This is a genomic window from Vagococcus coleopterorum, from assembly GCF_011303955.1.
Classification (GTDB): Bacteria; Bacillota; Bacilli; order Lactobacillales; family Vagococcaceae; genus Vagococcus_D; species Vagococcus_D coleopterorum.
This window is the reverse complement of sequence record NZ_CP049886.1, coordinates 723,989-745,229: the sequence shown is the minus strand read 5'-3', so window position 1 is coordinate 745,229 and position 21,241 is coordinate 723,989. Positions and strand designations below refer to the sequence as shown.

12 protein-coding genes, 1 tRNA gene, 3 rRNA genes and 1 pseudogene are annotated in these 21,241 nt (G+C 40.3%); 1 reads left to right on the top strand and 16 read right to left on the bottom strand.

The genetic code is table 11. The features are described from left to right. The first annotated feature begins 68 nt into the window (after positions 1 to 68). Positions 69 to 410, top strand: coding sequence for an XRE family transcriptional regulator (locus G7081_RS03740; protein ID WP_166007526.1), 342 nt, complete (start codon positions 69 to 71; stop codon positions 408 to 410). 17 nt (positions 411 to 427) lie between these two features. On the opposite strand, the gene G7081_RS03735 is transcribed toward G7081_RS03740, so the two are convergent. From G7081_RS03735 to G7081_RS03660, 16 genes and pseudogenes are all read right to left on the bottom strand, one after another. Continuing rightward, positions 428 to 1,900, bottom strand: coding sequence for a DEAD/DEAH box helicase (locus G7081_RS03735; RefSeq protein WP_166007524.1), 1,473 nt, complete (start codon positions 1,898 to 1,900; stop codon positions 428 to 430). Positions 1,901 to 1,959: 59 nt separating this feature from the next. Then, positions 1,960 to 2,033 (bottom strand) — tRNA-Asn (locus G7081_RS03730). A gap of 11 nt (positions 2,034 to 2,044) precedes the next feature. Next, a 5S ribosomal RNA gene (rrf, locus tag G7081_RS03725) occupies positions 2,045 to 2,160 on the bottom strand. A gap of 93 nt (positions 2,161 to 2,253) precedes the next feature. Then, positions 2,254 to 5,167 (bottom strand): 23S ribosomal RNA (locus G7081_RS03720). 260 nt (positions 5,168 to 5,427) lie between these two features. Continuing rightward, positions 5,428 to 6,986: ribosomal RNA gene (locus tag G7081_RS03715) — 16S ribosomal RNA — on the bottom strand. Together the 16S, 23S and 5S rRNA genes with 1 tRNA gene alongside form the textbook arrangement of a ribosomal RNA operon. A 300-nt stretch (positions 6,987 to 7,286) precedes the next feature. Then, positions 7,287 to 8,132 carry a TIGR03943 family putative permease subunit gene (locus tag G7081_RS03710; RefSeq protein WP_238786664.1) on the bottom strand — a complete coding sequence of 282 codons (846 nt, stop codon included), beginning with the start codon at positions 8,130 to 8,132 and terminating at the stop codon, positions 7,287 to 7,289. 9 nt (positions 8,133 to 8,141) lie between these two features. Then, the gene (locus G7081_RS03705; protein ID WP_166007520.1) at positions 8,142 to 9,029 is read right to left on the bottom strand and encodes a permease; all 888 of its coding nucleotides are present in this window, start codon (positions 9,027 to 9,029) and stop codon (positions 8,142 to 8,144) included. A gap of 96 nt (positions 9,030 to 9,125) precedes the next feature. Next, positions 9,126 to 10,385, bottom strand: coding sequence for an MFS transporter (locus G7081_RS03700; RefSeq protein WP_166007518.1), 1,260 nt, complete (start codon positions 10,383 to 10,385; stop codon positions 9,126 to 9,128). A 130-nt stretch (positions 10,386 to 10,515) separates the two neighbouring features. Beyond that, a complete protein-coding gene (locus tag G7081_RS03695; protein ID WP_202982275.1) occupies positions 10,516 to 10,860 on the bottom strand; it encodes a carboxymuconolactone decarboxylase family protein in 345 nt (114 codons plus the stop codon). Between the two features lie 85 nt (positions 10,861 to 10,945). Then, positions 10,946 to 11,713: a nicotinamide riboside transporter PnuC gene (gene pnuC / locus G7081_RS03690; protein WP_166007516.1), complete on the bottom strand. Its 768-nt coding sequence runs from the start codon at positions 11,711 to 11,713 to the stop codon at positions 10,946 to 10,948. 44 nt (positions 11,714 to 11,757) lie between these two features. Further along, positions 11,758 to 12,858, bottom strand: coding sequence for an AAA family ATPase (locus G7081_RS03685; protein ID WP_166007514.1), 1,101 nt, complete (start codon positions 12,856 to 12,858; stop codon positions 11,758 to 11,760). Between the two features lie 130 nt (positions 12,859 to 12,988). After that, positions 12,989 to 13,342 (bottom strand): PqqD family peptide modification chaperone, encoded by a 354-nt coding sequence (locus tag G7081_RS03680; protein ID WP_166007512.1) that lies wholly within the window; start codon positions 13,340 to 13,342, stop codon positions 12,989 to 12,991. A gap of 5 nt (positions 13,343 to 13,347) precedes the next feature. Further along, positions 13,348 to 15,264, bottom strand: coding sequence for an OPT family oligopeptide transporter (locus G7081_RS03675; RefSeq protein ID WP_166007510.1), 1,917 nt, complete (start codon positions 15,262 to 15,264; stop codon positions 13,348 to 13,350). 137 nt (positions 15,265 to 15,401) lie between these two features. Next, positions 15,402 to 16,808: pseudogene (gene pepV, locus G7081_RS03670) on the bottom strand (dipeptidase PepV). A gap of 353 nt (positions 16,809 to 17,161) precedes the next feature. Further along, positions 17,162 to 20,053, bottom strand: coding sequence for an SbcC/MukB-like Walker B domain-containing protein (locus G7081_RS03665; RefSeq protein ID WP_166007508.1), 2,892 nt, complete (start codon positions 20,051 to 20,053; stop codon positions 17,162 to 17,164). Further along, positions 20,050 to 21,219, bottom strand: a complete 1,170-nt coding sequence (locus G7081_RS03660; protein WP_166007506.1) for an exonuclease SbcCD subunit D — start codon at positions 21,217 to 21,219, stop codon at positions 20,050 to 20,052. Before G7081_RS03660 ends, G7081_RS03665 begins: the two co-directional genes overlap by 4 nt. Positions 21,220 to 21,241 lie beyond the last annotated feature (22 nt).

The following is a 21,241-nucleotide window of genomic DNA, read 5'->3' as shown; positions in this document are numbered from 1 at the left end:
GTTTCTTTTATTCCTCTCGTCAATGGTAATGCGGAATTTTTTCCGATACTTTTGAAAAGAGGATTGCTATGACTATTTACGAAAAAATAAAATTACTAGTTTCTGAGAAAGAGAATCTAACTGTCTCTAAGTTAGAACAAGAACTAAACTTCGGTAGTGGCACTATCAGGCGGTGGCAGGAAACGATTCCTGGTGTTGATAAATTATTAAAAGTGGCTAACTACTTTGAAATTCCTATTACACTACTACTTGACGACCAAAAACAATTTAATTTGGAAGCACAGTATAAACCATTCACTATTGAAATAGCCCAACTAATCACGCAATTAAGCGAAGCTGACCGACAATATTTATTAAAAGAAATGATTGAGTATGGAACCTTCCAAAAACAAAAATTAAAAAAGAAGTAGCAAGTTGCTACTTCTTTTTATTTATTTCTATTAGTCATTTCCTTCTCATATTGACTTTCATTTGCTTTGTTAACACGACGCATTCGACCTTTAATCGGCATGGACTGTAATTCCTTAAGAACCTTATCACCCTTACCATTTAAAATTTCAACAAACGTCGAAACATCTAACAGACTAATCACACCAATATCATCTCCAGATAGACCATCAATATTACAGATAGCTCCAACGACATCGCCTGCACGCATCTTAGTCTTCTTACCAGCATTGATGTGAAGCTTCATGATCTCATCTTTAAAAACTAATTCCTTTAATGCTTTTAATTCTGGTTGACGATTTTGTTTAGCTGAAAATGATGACATTTGAGAAATAACTAGCTCTTCTTTAGGAGCCATAAACTGTTGAATATCGGAATAACTTTCTCTAATTGCCGAAAAGCGCCTTTCGTCAAATTGATTCACAAATACTAACGCTCTACCTGAATTCTCAAATCGTGCTGTACGCCCAATTCTATGAGTATAATTTTCTACCTTATCAGGTAAATCAAAATTAACAACTAAAGTAACATCAGTCACATCTAAGCCACGAGCAGCAACATCAGTTGCCACTAAATAACGGAAATATCCTTGTTTAAATTCATTAATCGTTTTTGTCCGATCTCGCTGCTCCATGCCACCATGTAACATTTCAGGTTTGGCACCTAATTGCTCTAATGCATCCACAACCTCTTCAACTGCATCGCGAGTGTTACAAAAAATAATAGATGTATCAGGATTTTCAACCACTATTACATCCAATAATAATTGGAGCTTATCATCTTCCAACACATTATAGTAGACTTGCTCAATTCTTTTTTGCACTTGGTTAGCAGAGCTAACTTCAATCATTTTTGGAACAGTCAAATATCTATCAACTAATTCCTTAATTCTATCGGGCATTGTAGCCGAAAATAAAGCTGTTTGATGCTTATTAGGTAGCGCCTTAATCACAGCTTCAATTTGTTCAACAAATCCCATATCGAGCATTTCATCGGCTTCATCTATCACTAGATATTTAATTTTAGAGAGGTCTATTGTCCCACGTTTAACATGATCTAATAAACGACCTGGTGTTGCAACCACAATATGCGTTCGTTGTTTCAACATTTTCTCTTGTTGTTCAAATGAACTTCTACCAAAAACTGCCTCAACCTTCATTCTCTTAAAACGACCAAGATTGAAAATTTCAGCTTGAATTTGCAAAGCAAGTTCACGTGTTGGTGCTAAAACTAACCCTTGCGGTGCACGTTCTTCCCACTCGACCATATCGACTAAAGGTATCCCAAACGCCGCTGTCTTACCACTTCCCGTCTGAGATTTAACTAAAATATCTTGACCTTCTTTAAATACCGGAATCACTTCAGATTGAACCTTTGTTGGCTGTTCATATCCCATCAAGTTTAAAGCCTTGATGATTGACTGATTGATTCCTAACTTTTCAAATGATGACATATAAACCACTTCCTTATTTTGTGATAAAAAAAAAGACACACCGTGGTGTGTCTCCAGAGCTCCGGCAGTAGGACTCGAACCTACGACATCATGATTAACAGTCATGCGCTACTACCAACTGAGCTATGCCGGAATAATACTAAAGCGTGGCAACGTCCTACTCTCACAGGGGGAAACCCCCAACTACCATCGGCGCTAAGAAGCTTAACTACTGTGTTCGGCATGGGAACAGGTGTATCCTTCTTGCTATCGCCACCACACTTGTGATGTATTATTTTCTTTTGAGTAATTGCTCACTCAAAACTGGATAGTAAAGTTTAATCAAAACATTCCTTGAATCCTACGTTTTATTCTTGGTTAAGTCCTCGACCGATTAGTACTAGTCCGCTCCATACATCACTGTACTTCCACTTCTAGCCTATCTACCTGATCGTCTCTCAGGGGTCTTACTTTCCGAAGAAATGGGAAATCTCATCTTGAGGGGGGCTTCACGCTTAGATGCTTTCAGCGTTTATCCCGTCCACACGTAGCTACCCAGCAATGCCCTTGGCAGAACAACTGGTACACCAGCGGTGTGTCCATCCCGGTCCTCTCGTACTAAGGACAGCTCCTCTCAAATTTCCTACGCCCGCGACGGATAGGGACCGAACTGTCTCACGACGTTCTGAACCCAGCTCGCGTGCCGCTTTAATGGGCGAACAGCCCAACCCTTGGGACCGACTACAGCCCCAGGATGCGACGAGCCGACATCGAGGTGCCAAACCTCCCCGTCGATGTGGACTCTTGGGGGAGATAAGCCTGTTATCCCCAGGGTAGCTTTTATCCGTTGAGCGATGGCCCTTCCATGCGGAACCACCGGATCACTAAGTCCGTCTTTCGACCCTGCTCGACTTGTAGGTCTCGCAGTCAAGCTCGCTTATGCCTTTGCACTCTACGAATGATTTCCAACCATTCTGAGCGAACCTTTGAGCGCCTCCGTTACTCTTTAGGAGGCGACCGCCCCAGTCAAACTGCCCATCTGACACTGTCTCCCACCACGATTAGTGGTGCGGGTTAGAATGGCCATAACACAAGGGTAGTATCCCACCAACGCCTCAACCAACACTAGCGTGCTGGCATCTAAGGCTCCTACCTATCCTGTACATGTGTCACAGACATTCAATATCAAACTACAGTAAAGCTCCATGGGGTCTTTCCGTCCTGTCGCGGGTAACCTGCATCTTCACAGGTACTAAAATTTCACCGAGTCTCTCGTTGAGACAGTGCCCAAATCGTTACGCCTTTCGTGCGGGTCGGAACTTACCCGACAAGGAATTTCGCTACCTTAGGACCGTTATAGTTACGGCCGCCGTTTACTGGGGCTTCAATTCTGAGCTTCGCCGAAGCTAACCCATCCTCTTAACCTTCCAGCACCGGGCAGGCGTCAGCCCCTATACGTCATCTTTCGATTTTGCAGAGACCTGTGTTTTTGATAAACAGTCGCTTGGGCCTATTCACTGCGGCTGGTCCGGAGACCAGCACCCCTTCTCCCGAAGTTACGGGGTCATTTTGCCGAGTTCCTTAACGAGAGTTCGCTCGCTCACCTTAGGCTACTCGCCTCGACTACCTGTGTCGGTTTGCGGTACGGGCAGTAATCATCTAACTAGAAGCTTTTCTTGGCAGTGTGACATCGGAAACTTCGGTACTTAATTTCCCTCCCCATCACAACTTGTTCTTATAAGAGTAAGCATTTGACTCACCCTAAAACTCATTGCTTGGCCGTGCACTTCCATTCGCACGGATTTCTTAGCCTACTGCGTCCCTCCATTGGTCAAACAATAATTACTGGTACAGGAATATCAACCTGTTGTCCATCGCCTACGCCTATCGGCCTCGGCTTAGGTCCCGACTAACCCTGGGAGGACGAGCCTTCCCCAGGAAACCTTAGTCATACGGTGGACAGGATTCTCACCTGTCTTTCGCTACTCATACCGGCATTCTCACTTCTAAGCGCTCCAGTAGTCCTCACGATCTACCTTCAACGCCCTTAGAACGCTCTCCTACCAATGCACCTAATGGTGCACTCCACAGCTTCGGTAATATGTTTAGCCCCGGTACATTTTCGGCGCAGGGTCACTCGACTAGTGAGCTATTACGCACTCTTTAAATGGTGGCTGCTTCTAAGCCAACATCCTAGTTGTTTATGCAACCCCACATCCTTTTCCACTTAACATATATTTTGGGACCTTAGCTGGTGGTCTGGGCTGTTTCCCTTTCGACTACGGATCTTATCACTCGCAGTCTGACTCCCGGATATGAATATATGGCATTCGGAGTTTATCTGAATTCGGTAACCCGAGATGGGCCCCTAGTCCAAACAGTGGCTCTACCTCCACAATTCTTAATCCGAGGCTAGCCCTAAAGCTATTTCGGAGAGAACCAGCTATCTCCAAGTTCGATTGGAATTTCTCCGCTACCCACAGCTCATCCCCGCACTTTTCAACGTACGTGGGTTCGGTCCTCCAGTGCGTTTTACCGCACCTTCAACCTGGCCATGGGTAGATCACATGGTTTCGGGTCTACGACAACATACTCATTCGCCCTATTCAGACTCGCTTTCGCTACGGCTCCGACTCTTCATCTTAACCTCGCATGCTATCGTAACTCGCCGGTTCATTCTACAAAAGGCACGCTATCACCCATTAACGGGCTTTAACTTGTTGTAGGCACACGGTTTCAGGATCTATTTCACTCCCCTCCCGGGGTGCTTTTCACCTTTCCCTCACGGTACTGGTTCACTATCGGTCACTAGAGAGTATTTAGCCTTGCGGGATGGTCCCCGCGGATTCCGACGGAATTTCTCGTGTTCCGCCGTACTCAGGATACTCATAGGTGTGCAGTCCATTTCGCCTACGGGGCTTTTACCCACTACGGCTGACCTTTCCAGGTCGATTCGACTATCAACTACAGCTACCATATTTGAGTCCTACAACCCCAAGAAGCAAGCTTCTTGGTTTGGGCTCTTACCGTTTCGCTCGCCGCTACTAAGGTAATCGAATTTTCTTTCTCTTCCTGCAGGTACTTAGATGTTTCAGTTCTCTGCGTCTCACCTCATATACCTATGTATTCAGTATATGATGACAGCCTATAACAGCTGCCGGGTTTCCCCATTCGGAAATCTCTGGATCATAGCTTACTTACAGCTCCCCAAAGCATATCGGAGTTAGTCCCGTCCTTCATCGTCTTCTAGTGCCAAGGCATCCACCGTGCGCCCTTATTAACTTAACCTATGTTGCTAACAATGATGTTAGACTTTCAGTTTCCACTCTGTAGCGATACAGGCTCCACTGATCCTTTAAACAGCGTTTTGAACTTTGTTTAAAAACTCTTATGAATAGTACTAAAGTACTATCACAACGCGGTGTTCTCGGTTTGTTTTGATTAATTTCTTTAACTATCCAGTTTTCAATGAGCAAATGTTTGAGAGTAGACCTCTCAAAACTGAGCAAAGTAAGAACGGACCTGTAGGATTCCGTTATATTCCTTAGAAAGGAGGTGATCCAGCCGCACCTTCCGATACGGCTACCTTGTTACGACTTCACCCCAATCATCTATCCCACCTTAGGCGGCTGGCTCCAAAAGGTTACCTCACCGACTTCGGGTGTTACAAACTCTCGTGGTGTGACGGGCGGTGTGTACAAGGCCCGGGAACGTATTCACCGCGGCGTTCTGATCCGCGATTACTAGCGATTCCGGCTTCATGTAGGCGAGTTGCAGCCTACAATCCGAACTGAGAATGGCTTTAAGAGATTAGCTTGGCCTCGCGACCTTGCGACTCGTTGTACCATCCATTGTAGCACGTGTGTAGCCCAGGTCATAAGGGGCATGATGATTTGACGTCATCCCCACCTTCCTCCGGTTTGTCACCGGCAGTCTCGCTAGAGTGCCCAACTTAATGATGGCAACTAACAATAGGGGTTGCGCTCGTTGCGGGACTTAACCCAACATCTCACGACACGAGCTGACGACAACCATGCACCACCTGTCACTTTGTCCCCGAAGGGAAAGCTCTATCTCTAGAGTGGTCAAAGGATGTCAAGACCTGGTAAGGTTCTTCGCGTTGCTTCGAATTAAACCACATGCTCCACCGCTTGTGCGGGCCCCCGTCAATTCCTTTGAGTTTCAACCTTGCGGTCGTACTCCCCAGGCGGAGTGCTTAATGCGTTAACTGCAGCACTGAAGGGCGGAAACCCTCCAACACTTAGCACTCATCGTTTACGGCGTGGACTACCAGGGTATCTAATCCTGTTTGCTCCCCACGCTTTCGAGCCTCAGCGTCAGTTACAGACCAGAGAGTCGCCTTCGCCACTGGTGTTCCTCCATATATCTACGCATTTCACCGCTACACATGGAATTCCACTCTCCTCTTCTGCACTCAAGTTCCCCAGTTTCCAATGACCCTCCCCGGTTGAGCCGGGGGCTTTCACATCAGACTTAAAGAACCGCCTGCGCTCGCTTTACGCCCAATAAATCCGGACAACGCTTGCCACCTACGTATTACCGCGGCTGCTGGCACGTAGTTAGCCGTGGCTTTCTGGTTAGATACCGTCAAGGCGGGAACAGTTACTCTCCCACTTGTTCTTCTCTAACAACAGAGTTTTACGATCCGAAAACCTTCTTCACTCACGCGGCGTTGCTCGGTCAGACTTTCGTCCATTGCCGAAGATTCCCTACTGCTGCCTCCCGTAGGAGTCTGGGCCGTGTCTCAGTCCCAGTGTGGCCGATCACCCTCTCAGGTCGGCTATGCATCACGGTCTTGGTGAGCCATTACCTCACCAACTAACTAATGCAGCGCGGGTCCATCCTTCAGTGACACCGTAAAGCGTCTTTCATAGTTTCACCATGCGGTGAAACCAATTATGCGGTATTAGCATCTGTTTCCAAATGTTATCCCCCGCTGAAGGGCAGGTTACCCACGTGTTACTCACCCGTCCGCCACTCTTCTCATATGAACTGGTGCAAGCACCGGTTCGGAGAAGCGTTCGACTTGCATGTATTAGGCACGCCGCCAGCGTTCGTCCTGAGCCAGGATCAAACTCTCAATAAAAGTTTTGATTGTTTCTTACGAAACAGCTCATTTGTTGTTTGCTAGCGAATGTTACTTCACTTACGTTTTTATAAAAAACGTTAAAATTTAGTTTGTTGTCTCAACTAATGAGGACAACATCCTACACGTTTGGTTCGTCTTACTTTGTTCAGTTTTCAAAGGTCTACGTTGTCGCTTGTTCTAACGACATGTATTAATATAACAACTATACAGCCACATTGCAAGCTCTTTTTAAGTTTTTTTTATATTTTATTTTTAATATAGATTTAAAATAAAAAAACGTCTATTTGTTAGACGTTTTTAGAATAATCTGTACACGTATTCATTTTTAGGCGGGGAAATTTTTGTTGTTTTTTCAACTTTGACAGTTGGCAAGGTTTGTCCAAATGGTTCATAATATTGCGAATCAATAACTCCTTCTATCGATAGCCACTGATTATCTGGATAAACCAAGTCGCTTTCACTGTCTAACAATAAACCATACACCCCAGAATCAGCTACACAATGAAGGACGCCAAAACGAAAAAGAAATTGTTTACCTGTTTTTGGTTCATTATACATAAAGCCATTTAGTTTAATCGGTTTACCTGCAAACGCTTGTGGATAATTATAAATTAATTCCATCACTTGTAAATAATTATCCTCATTTAGGACTACTTCAGTTAGATCTCCTAGCTCTTCAAAATCTTTTTTCATCATCGCTTCATAGTCTTCATCATTAAAAAAGATATGAGTATTTGGTTTCAAGTACTGCTGCTCAATATCACCAAAACTCGTGCTATCTTTACTGACCGGAAAATTAAACCCTTTCGAGGTCACGACACTAGCATCTAGACTAACTGACGGGAAAAACAAAACAACAATAATCGGTAAAATCAAAAGTACCGTCGACATTGCTTTCCCTAACGGAGATGTCCCACCGTGATTATGCCCGCAGTTCTCATGTTCGTGGAGCCCGTCGTTTTCAACAGAATCCTCTTTCGCCCACTTAAACAATTCGACTAAAGTTAATATCAATGCTAAAACTAACGTCATAATGATTAGATATTGATAACGAGGATTAATATATTGATTTAATTTATTAGTGACAAACAAATAGCTCATCATCACAAAGTAGCCTGCTAATATAATAATTCTTGTCATCATTTCTCCTCCTTATATAATCAAACCGTAAATGAATACAATCACAACAATTATCACAATCAACTTCCAGATAAACTCTGTTTTAAAGTGACGCTTCATCATCAGCAAGTTCTTAATATCAACCATTGAACCTAATACTAAAAAGGCAATGACCGGTCCTAGCCCAAACAAACTAACCATCGTAGCCCCGATGAAAGCATCCGCTTCTGAACAAAGCGATAACACAAACGCTAACAGCAACATCGCTAACACAGCTGTTATCGGATTTTTGGCTAACGGATATAGCCATGACGTTTGTAAAAATATTTGCATAGCTGACGCTAATAGCGCGCCAATCACCAAGTAACGACCTGTATCAAAAAACTCATCGACACTGTGAGTTAACGCATGATAGACTTTCTCTGCGAATCTTGTTGGTGTTTTTGTAACGCCACAGGTATCACATCCATCAACTTCAACCAACAAAATATCATCTTTATATTTATAAGCCAACCACAGCCCGACGACTAAACCGACTATCAAACTTCCTATCACCCGTAAAAATACTGGATACGCCAAATTATTGAACGCTATGTACGTTGAAAATAAAACAACCGGGTTAATTATCGGTGCTGTCACCATAAACGCAATCGCTGTATAACTAGGAACGCCTTTTCGAACTAGCTCCTTAACAACTGGCACAATCCCACACTCACAAGAGGGAAAGAAGAACCCCAATGTCATTCCAGAGATAATCGCAAGCACTTTATTTTTGGGAATAATCCGACTCACTTTTTCAGCATTTAAAAAACTTTGGAGGAAACCTGTCACCAGACATCCAAACAAAACAAATGGAATTGCTTCTATAATAATAGAAATAAATATCGTACTCATTTGTAAAATAGAATTCGGCAATGTCATCTAACTTCCTCCTCAACAACTTGTTATATTTTATTATTTTACCACTTTTAACAAGAGATAAAATAAAAAACATTCCAATTAAGGAATGTTTAAGGTTTAACGTAGGTGATACTTATTCACAACATGAACAACGTCACGTTTACGATAATCTGCTTTGACGCCACCTTCAATACGATGATCACGTAATGACATCATTAAAATGTAAAGGATAACCGCACAAACAACAAACGCGATGAACATCCATTTATAATCCATACCTGTAGCATCCAAAATCGCTCCGATAATAACCGAAGGCGTGACACAACCGAAAATCCCTCCTAAAGAGAAAACACCAAAAGATGGAGAAAAAGCTTTCCCTTTAAACATTGCTAACGGCATACTATACAATACTGTAAATGCCGCATTTGTTAACAAATTACCTGCCGACATAATCAAGAATAAGCCTAGCTTACCATCATTTCCTGCAGGGATCAAAGGCATTAAACAAATTATAGCCACACCAGCGATCATACTTAGACCTACAAAGTGTCCTTCTTTTCCTTTAAACCATTTATTTATAACAAACGAACTCCCGATTCCACCAATCAACAAGAAGATTCCCGCTGCAGCAGCAACAATACCTAACGAGCTCATTTCAAGTCCCTTGTTCACACTTAAGTATGTTGGCATTAAATTCGCAGCACCGATGACAATAAAATTGACACAGGCAGCCCCAGCTGACATGATCCATAGATTAGGATTGTTTAGGATCTGACGAATTGGTAAATCCGGTTCCGTTTCATCAACTTTAGCTGATTCGATATTCGGCATTAAGAATGTAAATCCTACTGCCGCAACTAGTGCAAAAAATGCGACAATCCAATAAATCGCGCGCCAGTTAGTTTCTGCTAACGAAGCAAATAAAACTGGACCTGCCAAAGCAGCCACACCTAATGAAGATAATAAAATGGATTGCGCAAAGCTTTTCTTATCCTCTGGCATCACTTTATTCACTGCTAACGTCGCAGCTGGCGGATAAGCTGTATGACCAAACATGCCAGAAATAAAACGGACAGCGATAAATAAGAACAATGATCCCGACAAACTACTGAAAATAATTGCTGTTACACCAATAATTACTAACGAAGTAACAATTACCCACTTCGTATTCAATTTGTTTAATAAAAAGCCGATTGGAATTTGCATCAAGCCTATCCCAAGATAGAACATACTCACAATTGCCCCTTTTTGTGTTTCGGTGAACCCATACAAATCTGTAAAGGGAATTAATGAAAAGGCCATTGATTGTTTATCTAAATAAACAATACTATACCCTAAAAATAACAAGAATAAAGTACTCATTTGTTTCTTAGTCACGTTTTTATTTCCTCCTTTTAATGAATAGGTTTTATGATACCATATATTTAAAAAGTGGCAAAGAAATAAGACATAACACAGATACCTGTCACCAAAATAAAAAAGCTGGAATTTACCAGCTTTTCTATAACTATTCTTTTTCCATTAGGTATTTTGCAATTTCAAGCGCTTTACCACCATATACTGTAGATGGTCCGCCTCCCATTAGCACAGCGACATCAACTACTGAAGCAATTTCTTCCATTGTCACACCTAATGACAAACATGTTTTAACGTGAGCTAGAATACAACCTTCGCAACGAACTGCAATCGCAATTCCAAGAGCAATAAATTCTTTTTGTTTTTTATCTAAGGCTTGATCTTTCACTGCCGCTCCGTGTAATGTTGTGAAACCATGAGAAACATCACCACAAAATTCTTTCATCAATTTACCGTTACCTGCTAATTGAGCATAATCTTCTGTATAATCTTTCATCTTTTTCGCCTCCATTAATTTGATACTCTAACCATACCTCAAAACTAAAGAAAGCGCCACCAAATCAACATAAAAAAAGAACTGCTTAAGCAGTTCTTTTTTGTTCTCTGTTCATTGCTAACCAATTAATATAGCCATACGTACTATTAATTAAAATTGCAACAGTCATTGCAATCATCGCGGCATCTCCAACTTTGATCCACAACCATAATTGTAAGACATTAACGACAATCCACATAATCCATTGTTCCGCAAAACGTTTCGTCATTAAAATCTGAGCAATGATGCTGACAGATGTTGTCAAGGCATCTTGCATTGGTGAGTTGCTCTTGAATGCAATCAATAACATGACAATAATCGTATACAAAATAGCCGTACTTGCCAACGTCACAAACCAACCTTTTGCATCTAGCGTTTTACTTTCTACGACTTCAGATTCATCACCTGTCACTTCATGCATATTCAATGACCATGTATACAAGCCAACAAACTGCATCACAAAGTAAAACGTCGCTAATGCCGCTTCACCTAACACAAAATGCTGCATTGAAATAATAAAGTAGAAGCCAGCGTAGAAAATACCAAACAAGTAGTTACTCATTTTCCCTTTCGCAACTAAGAAGACACAAAAGATATTGGCAATCGCTGTTAACATCCCCATTGTTGAATTATCAACTTCTTTAGTAAAGAAGAACGTAGCTACTTGGATTGCTAACAATCCCAATAAATAAACCCATTCCCAACCTTTAATACCTGAAACTTCACCTTTGATAAACTTTCCAGCTTGATACTGGTTTTTATCATTCATAAACATACCTTTTAAATTTTTAAACATCAACTTAAATTTTTCCATTATACACTCCCATCAGTATTTTCTATTTATATAGAAGAAACTAGTTATTTATGTGAATCTAACATGCTACAAACAACATCACATGCTTGATTATAACGACCCATATAACTCGGTTCATCAAGTAAGACAACCTTGTCTTCCCAACCGTATTTTTTGATAATAGCCATAAAAGCATTGTGCATCTCCCAACGCTCATCATCGTTAGCTGTCGTCATATCACGGAATCCGTCATCGACGTACTCTGTAATTGGTGGAATCACGAAAATCTTTTCGAATTTCTGGCGTTTAGCGTGAATTTCAAATGTCTGACGAACACTTTCATAGTCTGCCGCAGCATACATTTGTGTATAAACTTCAGTCGTTGAAATATCCGTATCAAAAAAGACTAAGCCCGGATTTCCCATCTCACGAATGGCACTACGATTTAACTCGAATTGAGCTAACCCCATACCTAATAAATCTTGAACTAGTAATTCATTATCACGCACATTAAACAATGGTTCGTAAGTTCTCGCAGCTTCATACGTGAAGGGCGCATTAAAGCGACGTCCCAAATCACGAATTAACGACGTTTTACCCGTAGACGGACTACCAATGACTAAATAATTTTTAGAAAAATACTTCCTAAAAGGTGGCAAGATATAGTTCCAATGTTTTAATGGATTTTCTCTGATGGCCGTTCCGCTAATTGGCAAAATTTGTCGATCAACTAAAACAACCTCATCTTGTGGTCTCAATTCATTTAACTTTTCTTGATATTCTTTTTCCCCTGTATACCAAACGTATTTAGCATTAGGATTGACCGTCAATTTTTTAACCTCTGTTAAAACTAAGTCTAACCATGGTTCCCAACCATGTGGCATAGCTGGAATGTGATCCTCATTAACATAACTAACTGACACGTTATCATCTTCTGAAAAAATCTCACGGGTACTTCGCCCTCTTTGAGTCAGGTTCATCCCGGCATTTTCACCACGATCACCCGTATAACCACTAACAATGACAACACATCCATCATTTTCTCGTTTAGCACGGACAATCTCCGAATAGTGACCTTGATGCAACGGACTTACCGTCCCAAAGAAAATACCAATACGATCACCTTTGATTTTCTTTTCACTGATATCATGTAATTTATTCTTCATCACAAGCTCCTTAAATTGTTTTCAAAAAATACCTTTAATAAAAAATAGTTTACCATATTCAATTCAGATAATGCCACGATGATGCGTTTGTATAAAAAAAGAGAGCGCCAGGCGCTCTCTTACTATTGTTCTATTTCATACGACCGATTGGTTGTATCCATTTTTCATTTACTTCTAAATGCGTCATGTATAGTTCAAGTCGTTCATACAAATGAACTCCAGCTTCTTCATACTCGGCTGCTAATGCTTCACCAATTTGACTAACTGTTTTCTTACCATCAACTTGTTTCATGATAAAACTACCATAGTCATCCAGTGTCATGTAGACAGCTTCAGGAATCTTAATATAGATTTTTCTGAAGAAACGTTGTATCCAATGGTTTTGCGGCTTAGCAATCACCACTAACCCTTCCTCGTTCACAAAGTGTTCAAGGTCGGGGGTGATTTGATAGACCACATTTAAGAAATCATTCGTTTCTTCCATCAGAATTATTTGTCAGCTTTTTTAGACATAATTGGAGCTAGAGATAATACAACTAGCGCAGCAATTAATACTAACGCTCCACCGTTACCACCAAGGAATCCAGTGATTTCACCAGGTTTGATAACGTTTGTTAATTGTAGAATCGCACCTAATAAACCAATGATAGAAGCTCCGGCGATTAAACCTGAAGATAAGCTGATACCAGTGTTGATACGTTCTTCTTTAACTTTTTCATCACGACGGCTCATGAATTCAACGAATGTACGCATGATACCACCAATTAAGATGATTGAAGTAGTTGCGATTGGTAAGTAAGCACCAACGGCAACTGACATTACAGGTAAACCTAGTAAGAATAATACGATACCCATCGCAACACCGATGAATACGATTGTCCATGGAAGGTCACCGTTTAAGATACCACTTGTTAATGTGTGGATTAAGCTTGCTTGAGGAGCAGCAAAGTCACCAGCTTGAATTTGTTCAGCTAAGACTGTGATTACACCTACAACAGTTGCAACACCAACAACAGCAGAAATAATGAAGTATTTACGCATTTCTGAGTAGCTACCACCTAAAACCATTGTTACTTTTTGTGTTTGCATATAAGTACCAGCTACAGAGATAACTAATACTACTAAAGTACCAAACATTAATAAGCTAATTTGGTTAGCTGTTCCAGCCCAACCCATCATTTTGAAGACAGCTGCCATAATAACTAATGAAGCAATTGTCATACCAGAAACTGGTAAGTTAGATGTACCTAAAGTACCTGCTAAACGACCAGCAACGATTGCGAATAAGAAACCTAAGATAAGAGTTAATACAGCACCGATTAATGCCATAGCAACGTTTCCTGAAATAACGAAACCAATAACGAATGTTAAAATAACACCAGCTAAAAGAACCATCATTGAAGAACCGTCGTTATCTGAAGAACCGCCATCTTTTTTGGCAGCCATAGTAGCTTTAAGCGAGCTAATAATTGTTGGGATCAATTGTAAAGCACCAATTAAACCACCAGAAATCATCATACCAGCACCAATATACTTAGTATATGAACCAGCAATTTGACCAACACCAATACCGTTTACAGCAGTAGCTGCATCGTTCCATAACATAGCGTCAGGACCAGCGATATCAGTAAAGAAGTGAATTAATGGAATAATAGCAAAGTTAGTTAATACAGAACCTGCAAATAACATAACTGCAACTTTAAGACCAACGATGAAACCAATACCAGCTAACATTGGGTTAGCTTCTGTACTCATTTCAGCAGTATAAGCTTGTTTGCCTGAACCTTTGATTGGCATTGTGAACATGTTGTTAACAAGACCGAATACGTTACCAGTTAAAGCAGTGATGATACCACCAATACCAAAACCAATACCCATACTCTTAAGTGAATCTCCACCAACTTCTGAAGCAACTAATGATTCAGTAATGGCCATTGATTCTGGGTAAACGATATTTCCGTGTTCTTGAACTAATAAGTAGTCTTGAACGATTGAAATACCACCAACTGAGAATAAAGTAGCGATAACACCTACAGCCATAGCTTGTAAGAAGTTAACTTCTTCACCCATTAAAACAATTGCAGGTAAAACGTAAATCATACCTGAGGCAATTGATTCACCACCAGCTGACATACCAGCTAAGATGTTTTTACCTAAGATACTTTTATTTTTTAAGAATAATGTCACTAAACCTGAACCCAAGATTGAACCAGGGATTCCTGCAGCTACTGTCAATCCGCCCTTCATACCTGAATAAGCTGTTGACGCTGCGAATAAAATTGCTAATAAAATACCGAATAATAAGATCAAGCTTCCACCTGATTTTGTGTTTTTGCCATCTTCAACGTAAGGAACATATTCTGATCCGTGTACGCCTCCGTAAGCATCTTTAGAAAGTTTCTTCATGCCTTTGAGTCTCCTATTGTCTTTTATATTTTTTTACAAAAGCAAACACTGTATCACACCACTTCACAGCAATGTGATACAGTTCCGCTTTAAGTAACAAGATTGTGACTAATCAATAAGTATTTGACGAGCAAAAATTATTTGATTAATTGGTAAATTGAGTCAGCGTAGATAACTGCTGCACGGTAGATATCTTCTTCAACCATGAATTCGTTAGCTTGGTGCATAACGTTTGGACGGTCTGGGAATAAAGCACCGAATGCACAACCACGTTCGAATAAACGTCCGTAAGTTCCGCCACCGATAGTTTGTTCAAATCCTTTAAGACCAGTGTATTTTTCATAAGTTTCTAAGAAAGTTTTTACCATTGGATCTTCAGCTGAAGTATAGTGAGGTTCTTTAACCCCTGCTTCAGTGATCACTTTAGCATCAGAAATTGCTGATTGCATTTGTTCAGCGATTTTAGCTGAATCTGTTCCTTTAGGGAAACGGATATTGATTGAAATTGTTTGGTCGCCATCTTTAGTGTAACGGAAGATGTTAGCACTTGATGTTAATTCGCCCATGATTTCATCTTTGTGAGCAACGCCTGTTAAGTTACCTTGAGAGTCGTTGTGTAAGAATTTAGCTGTTGCTTGGATGTAAGCTTGGCCTTTACCATCAAATTTATATGATGATAAGAAATCAGCTAAGAATGTCGCAGCATTTACACCATCAGTTGGAGTTTGTGCGTGACATTGTTTACCGAATAATTTGATTGTTACGTTTTCGCCATCAGCAGTGAAGTCAGCACGAACGCCATTTTCAGCAACATAAGCTTCTAACGCAGCTTTCATTTCATCAGTGTTTAATGCAGTTGTCATTTCAACTGTAGCATCACCAGGTACCATGTTTGAAGCGATTCCTGAAGTGAATGTGTTTAATGTTACATCGCCTTCTGAAGGAGTAGTTCCTTTGAAGTCTAATGTGTAAGATGCAATACCTTTTTCACCATTGATGATTGGGAACATAGCATCTGGAGAGAAACCGAAGTCAGGCATTTTTTCATTAGCCATGTAACGGTCCATACAAGCCCAACCGCTTTCTTCGTCAGTTCCGATAATGAAACGAACTTGTTTAGATACTGGTAATTCTAATTCTTTAATAATTTTCAATGCATAGTAAGCTGCAACAGAAGGTCCTTTGTCATCGCTTGATCCGCGAGCAAATAATTTTCCGTCGATGATTACTGGTTCAAATGGATCAGTGTCCCATCCGTCACCTGCAGGAACCACGTCAACGTGTCCTAAGATACCGAATGTTTCATCACCTTCACCAAATTCGATGTGTCCAGCCATGTTTTCGATATTTTTAGTAACGAAACCATCGCGTTCAGCGATTTCTAAGAATTTAGCTAATGCTTCAGCAGGAGCTGGTCCTACTGGGAACTCTTCAGTAGCGTTTTACATGTCTTTAACACTTGGAATACGGATAAGAGCTTCTAAATCCGCCATTAGGTCAGATTTACGTGCGTCAACTTCTTTTTGCCAATCAATTGTTGTCATAAAAATTCTCCTTCTTTCTGTTTGGGTTATGAGAAAACTTATCATGTAAGCGGTAAGTATCTCTAATACAATTATCATTATACAACGTTTTCATTTTTTAAGTTAGTAATATCCTTTTTTTTAAGAGAATTCTCATATAATTTAATTGTCATTGAAAGCCTTAACAGTCTGATAAGACTAGTAAATAACTAGGTATAAAGTACTTTTTACTATTAAGCCAATGATAGCGCTATCTTCGTCATTTTTTTCACAAACAATAAACTTACCTTTAAAAAACCCAACCTAAAAATTTGTTATTTTATTTTCTAAGACTTTTCTTACTTTAAACAAAAAACATCTCTTCCGAGATGTTTTTATAGCGTTTTTGATTCGACCACACTTTGACCATTACCTGTTTTAGTAATTATTAATTGCTGTCCAATCCGCTGCTTCATTTCAGTGACATGAGAGATAACGCCTACCATGCGACCACTATTTCCTATTTCCTCGAGAACTGTTATAGCTTGATCTAATGTCTCTTGATCAAGAGAACCAAACCCTTCATCTATAAACAAGGCATCTATAGATACACCACCCGACTTGCCTTGAACCACTTCGGCTAAAGATAAAGCGATTGATAAGGCAGCGATAAAACTCTCTCCTCCAGACAACGTGTCTGTTGAGCGAACCTCATTTGTATTGTAATCAAAAATATCAATTTCTAACCCAGTTTGATTTGCGCGACTGGCTTTTTCTTGTTTCAATTCAAAACGATAACGCCCGTTAGACAGCTGCCCAATATAATGTTGATTAGCATAATTCAAGACTTCTATTAAGAATGCTTGTAAGACATAGCGTTCTAAGGTTAAATTCAATTGATTATTACCGCTTACCGCTTGTGTTAAGCGAGATAATTCTTGGTAGTCCGCATCTGTATTAAGCTTGGACCAAAGCGCTTGAACTCTAGACAATGATTGTTTCGTTGTTTCTAAACGTTCTTCTTCTTGTCCGCATATTTTTGACAAGTCTGTTTTTTCTTGTTCGAATGCGAGGCGTGTTTCTTCTAACTCAACTAGATCAGGTCTTGTTTGTTTAGCTGTTTTAGTCCTTAAGTCATTTTCTTCTTGGGATAAACGCGTTAGTTCGTCCTCATATTGCAAGACTTGCTGACTTTGACGTAACATCTCTTGGTGATCAAAAGTTTGCACCTTAGCTACCAACTCTTCAATGCTCAGCTGTTTGCTTTGCTGCAACATTGTTTTCTCAATCAATCCTTTTAACTCTACGATTTCTGCTTCTACAGACAACTTTGTATCTCGGTATCGTTTTAGTTCAGCTGCTAATAACTCATGCTGTTTTTCAGCTTTTTGCAACTGATCTTTAGCTTCATTATATTCTAATTGCGTCTGCTTCACTTGCGACTCAAGTTTACTCAATTCTGAAGTTAAAATTTCAGAACCAACGCATCTGCTAGTTAACTGATAACCTTGTTCAAACAGCACTACAACCTCTGCTTGTCGTTTCTCAAGTTCCCTTGTCAAACGTTGAGACTCTCTTTTCAATTTATTGAATGCTTCCTCTAACGATTGGCATTTCTCTTGCAAAGCCGCCACTTCTTTTTGAGTCCTATCAATTTTTTCAAATGATGCAGCCAGTGCCCCTTCATCAGCTTTTCCATGAATACCATCTGCAGTTGGATGTTCCTTTGACCCACAAACTAAACAAGCCTCTCCTTCAACCAGCTCCGCTTGCAACTGCAAGACCATCAACTCACGACGATTGGCCAATAAAAGCATTGCCTCTTCTTGCTTTGTTTCATAAAATCGCTTCGACTCATGCAACTGCTTTTGAACACTTTCATAATCAGTCACGGTCTCTTCTTTAGCACTCGATAAACTACTTAGTACTGACATTTGTTCACGTGCTTGCCTTAAAATCTGTTCTAACTCAGTAATCAACCGTTTTTGTTCTGCGGGTGTAGAAGAATTTTCAGTTTTAATAGTGCTTTCAGACGGCAACTGAATTTCTGTTGCTTGTAAACCAGCTCCTAAATTTATTAATTCTTCAGACAGTTTCGCCAATTCTTTTGCATTAGGAATTAACGTCCCTCGCAATTCATTCACACGCTGTTCGGCAGCTGTTAGATTTTCGTGATTCGTTTCAGCAAGTTTAAACTTAGTTTGTCTAGCAGTTAGCTCTTCTCTGGCCTCAGCAACTTCTTTTTCGCTAGCAACAATGGCAGACTTCGTTAGCTCTTGGTTTTGTTTAGTCTTGATGTACGTCGAAACCGGACTAACTAACTCAGCTAACCAACTTTTTTCAGCTACTGATGCTTTTAACTCAGTCATTTGATCTTTATTTTCTTCAAGAGTTGCTAATTGAGACGCCACTTCCGTCAAACGGTTAAAGGCTATCGTTAAATCTTTCCCAGCTTGCCATGCGCTATCACTTTTTTGCCAATCTTTTTCAACGGATTCGACCTTCTTCTCTAACTCTTTATAAGCATCTTTTTTCTCTATCACTAACTTTTCTAACATGATTAAAGATTCTTCATTAACTAAGGTAGGATCTGTTTCATCATTATTATATGATTCTGGCCAACTAACATTTTTTAAAACACCTGCTAATTCATGTTCATCACTCTCACGTGTTTTCGAAGCTTCTTTATAACGTTCTTTTAGCGATAAAGTAAAGCGACTATACAACTCTGTTCCAAACAGATTGCGCAAGATTGCTTCTTTGCTATCACTTTTCGCTGATAAAAACTTCCTGAAATCATTTTGGGGCAAGAGGATAATCTGACGGAACTGTTCTGCCGTTAACCCTAACAATTCCTGAACTGCTGTATCAACTTCATTTTTCTTACTGTAAGCATTACCGGTTTCCTGCCCATCGATATCCGACAACTCAGAAAATGTTTGTTCTGTTTTACGTGTCACCAACTTATCTTTTGAGCGCGCACCAAATGAATCTTGCTCTGGTTTACGGTTAACGCGATAAAACTTGCCATTGTGTTCAAAAGTAAAGATGACTTCCGTCACTTGAGAACCATCAGCAAAGTCACTGCGCATCGCTTTAGGCTGGCGAGAACTTGTCCCCTCGCCAAACAGTGCATACGTCATAGCGTCAAAAAGTGTTGTCTTCCCAGCACCAGTGTCACCACTAATTAAAAACAACGAACTCTCCCCTTGGTTGAATTGTGTAAAGTCAATCACAGAATGACTATGAGGGCCGAAGTAATTCATTTCAATTTTTAATGGTCTCACGCTTCTTCCCCCGCCTTTCTCACTTCTTGCAAGACATCTTCTACTAAGTTTATCTGCTGCAAACTCATCTCTTGCCCAGCAGTGACATCTTCATAAAACTGTTTTAAAATATCTTGATCGCTAGCAACTGTTCGTTGAGATAACTCTTCTTCATCCCATGTCCCGACAGTCGATTGTCCCATAAAGTGTAACTCCACAACATCACCATAAACTTCACTTAAACTTTGACGAATATTTTTGACTAACGGACGATCAGTCAGTTTCACACTAAAGAATGCTTCTCCTTTTTTAGGTTGCTTACTGGAAAAATCTTTTGACATCAACTCGTCGAAAGTTCCTTTTAAAACAATCAAGTCATTTTTAGGAGTAATTTTTCGGAAATCAGAGGTGACACCTTTTTCAGTGATTTCAACAATATAAACACCTTTTTCATTTGTCGCTTCTTTCGTATTAAATTTAACTGGTGAACCACTATATCTGACATACTTATCTGGACTAGCTTGCCATAGATGCAAATGTCCCAAAGCTACATAATCAAAATCTTTAAAGTGAGTCGCTCTAACCGCATTCAAGCCACCAACAGTTGACGTTGTTTCACTTGTTAGCTCATAATCAGCATTTTGCTCACCTGTCACATGAAAATGCGTAATCAAAATTTGTTTCTTACTAGGATTAAATTGTTCCTTCATTCTATCTATAACCAGTGCTATCGCACTATCGATTGAGCGTAGGTCACTTGGTTCATCGATATCGAAATAAATGCGTGCATCTATTGGGTCGAAAAATGGTAGCATAAATATCTGCACATCATTTAATTCAACTGGTTGAAACGCTTCTGAAATTTGGGTACGCAAATATAGTTGGTTTTCTTCAAACCAACGATTACCAAAGTTCAAACGATTGGCACCATCGTGATTACCACTGATTGCATAGACTGGCAAGCCATCTTCAATGTTTAAAATATGAAGCATTTTATCGAAAGCCTCAACTGCAGCAACTGAAGGAATCGCTCGGTCATACAAATCACCTGCAATAATAATCCCATCCACTTTTTCATCTTTGGCTATTTGACGAATTGTTTCAAAGGCATGCCACTGCTCATCTAGTAAATCAAAGCCATTCAATTGTTTACCAATGTGCCAGTCCGCAGTATGTAATAGTTTCATAAGACGCCTCTTTCTCTGTTGT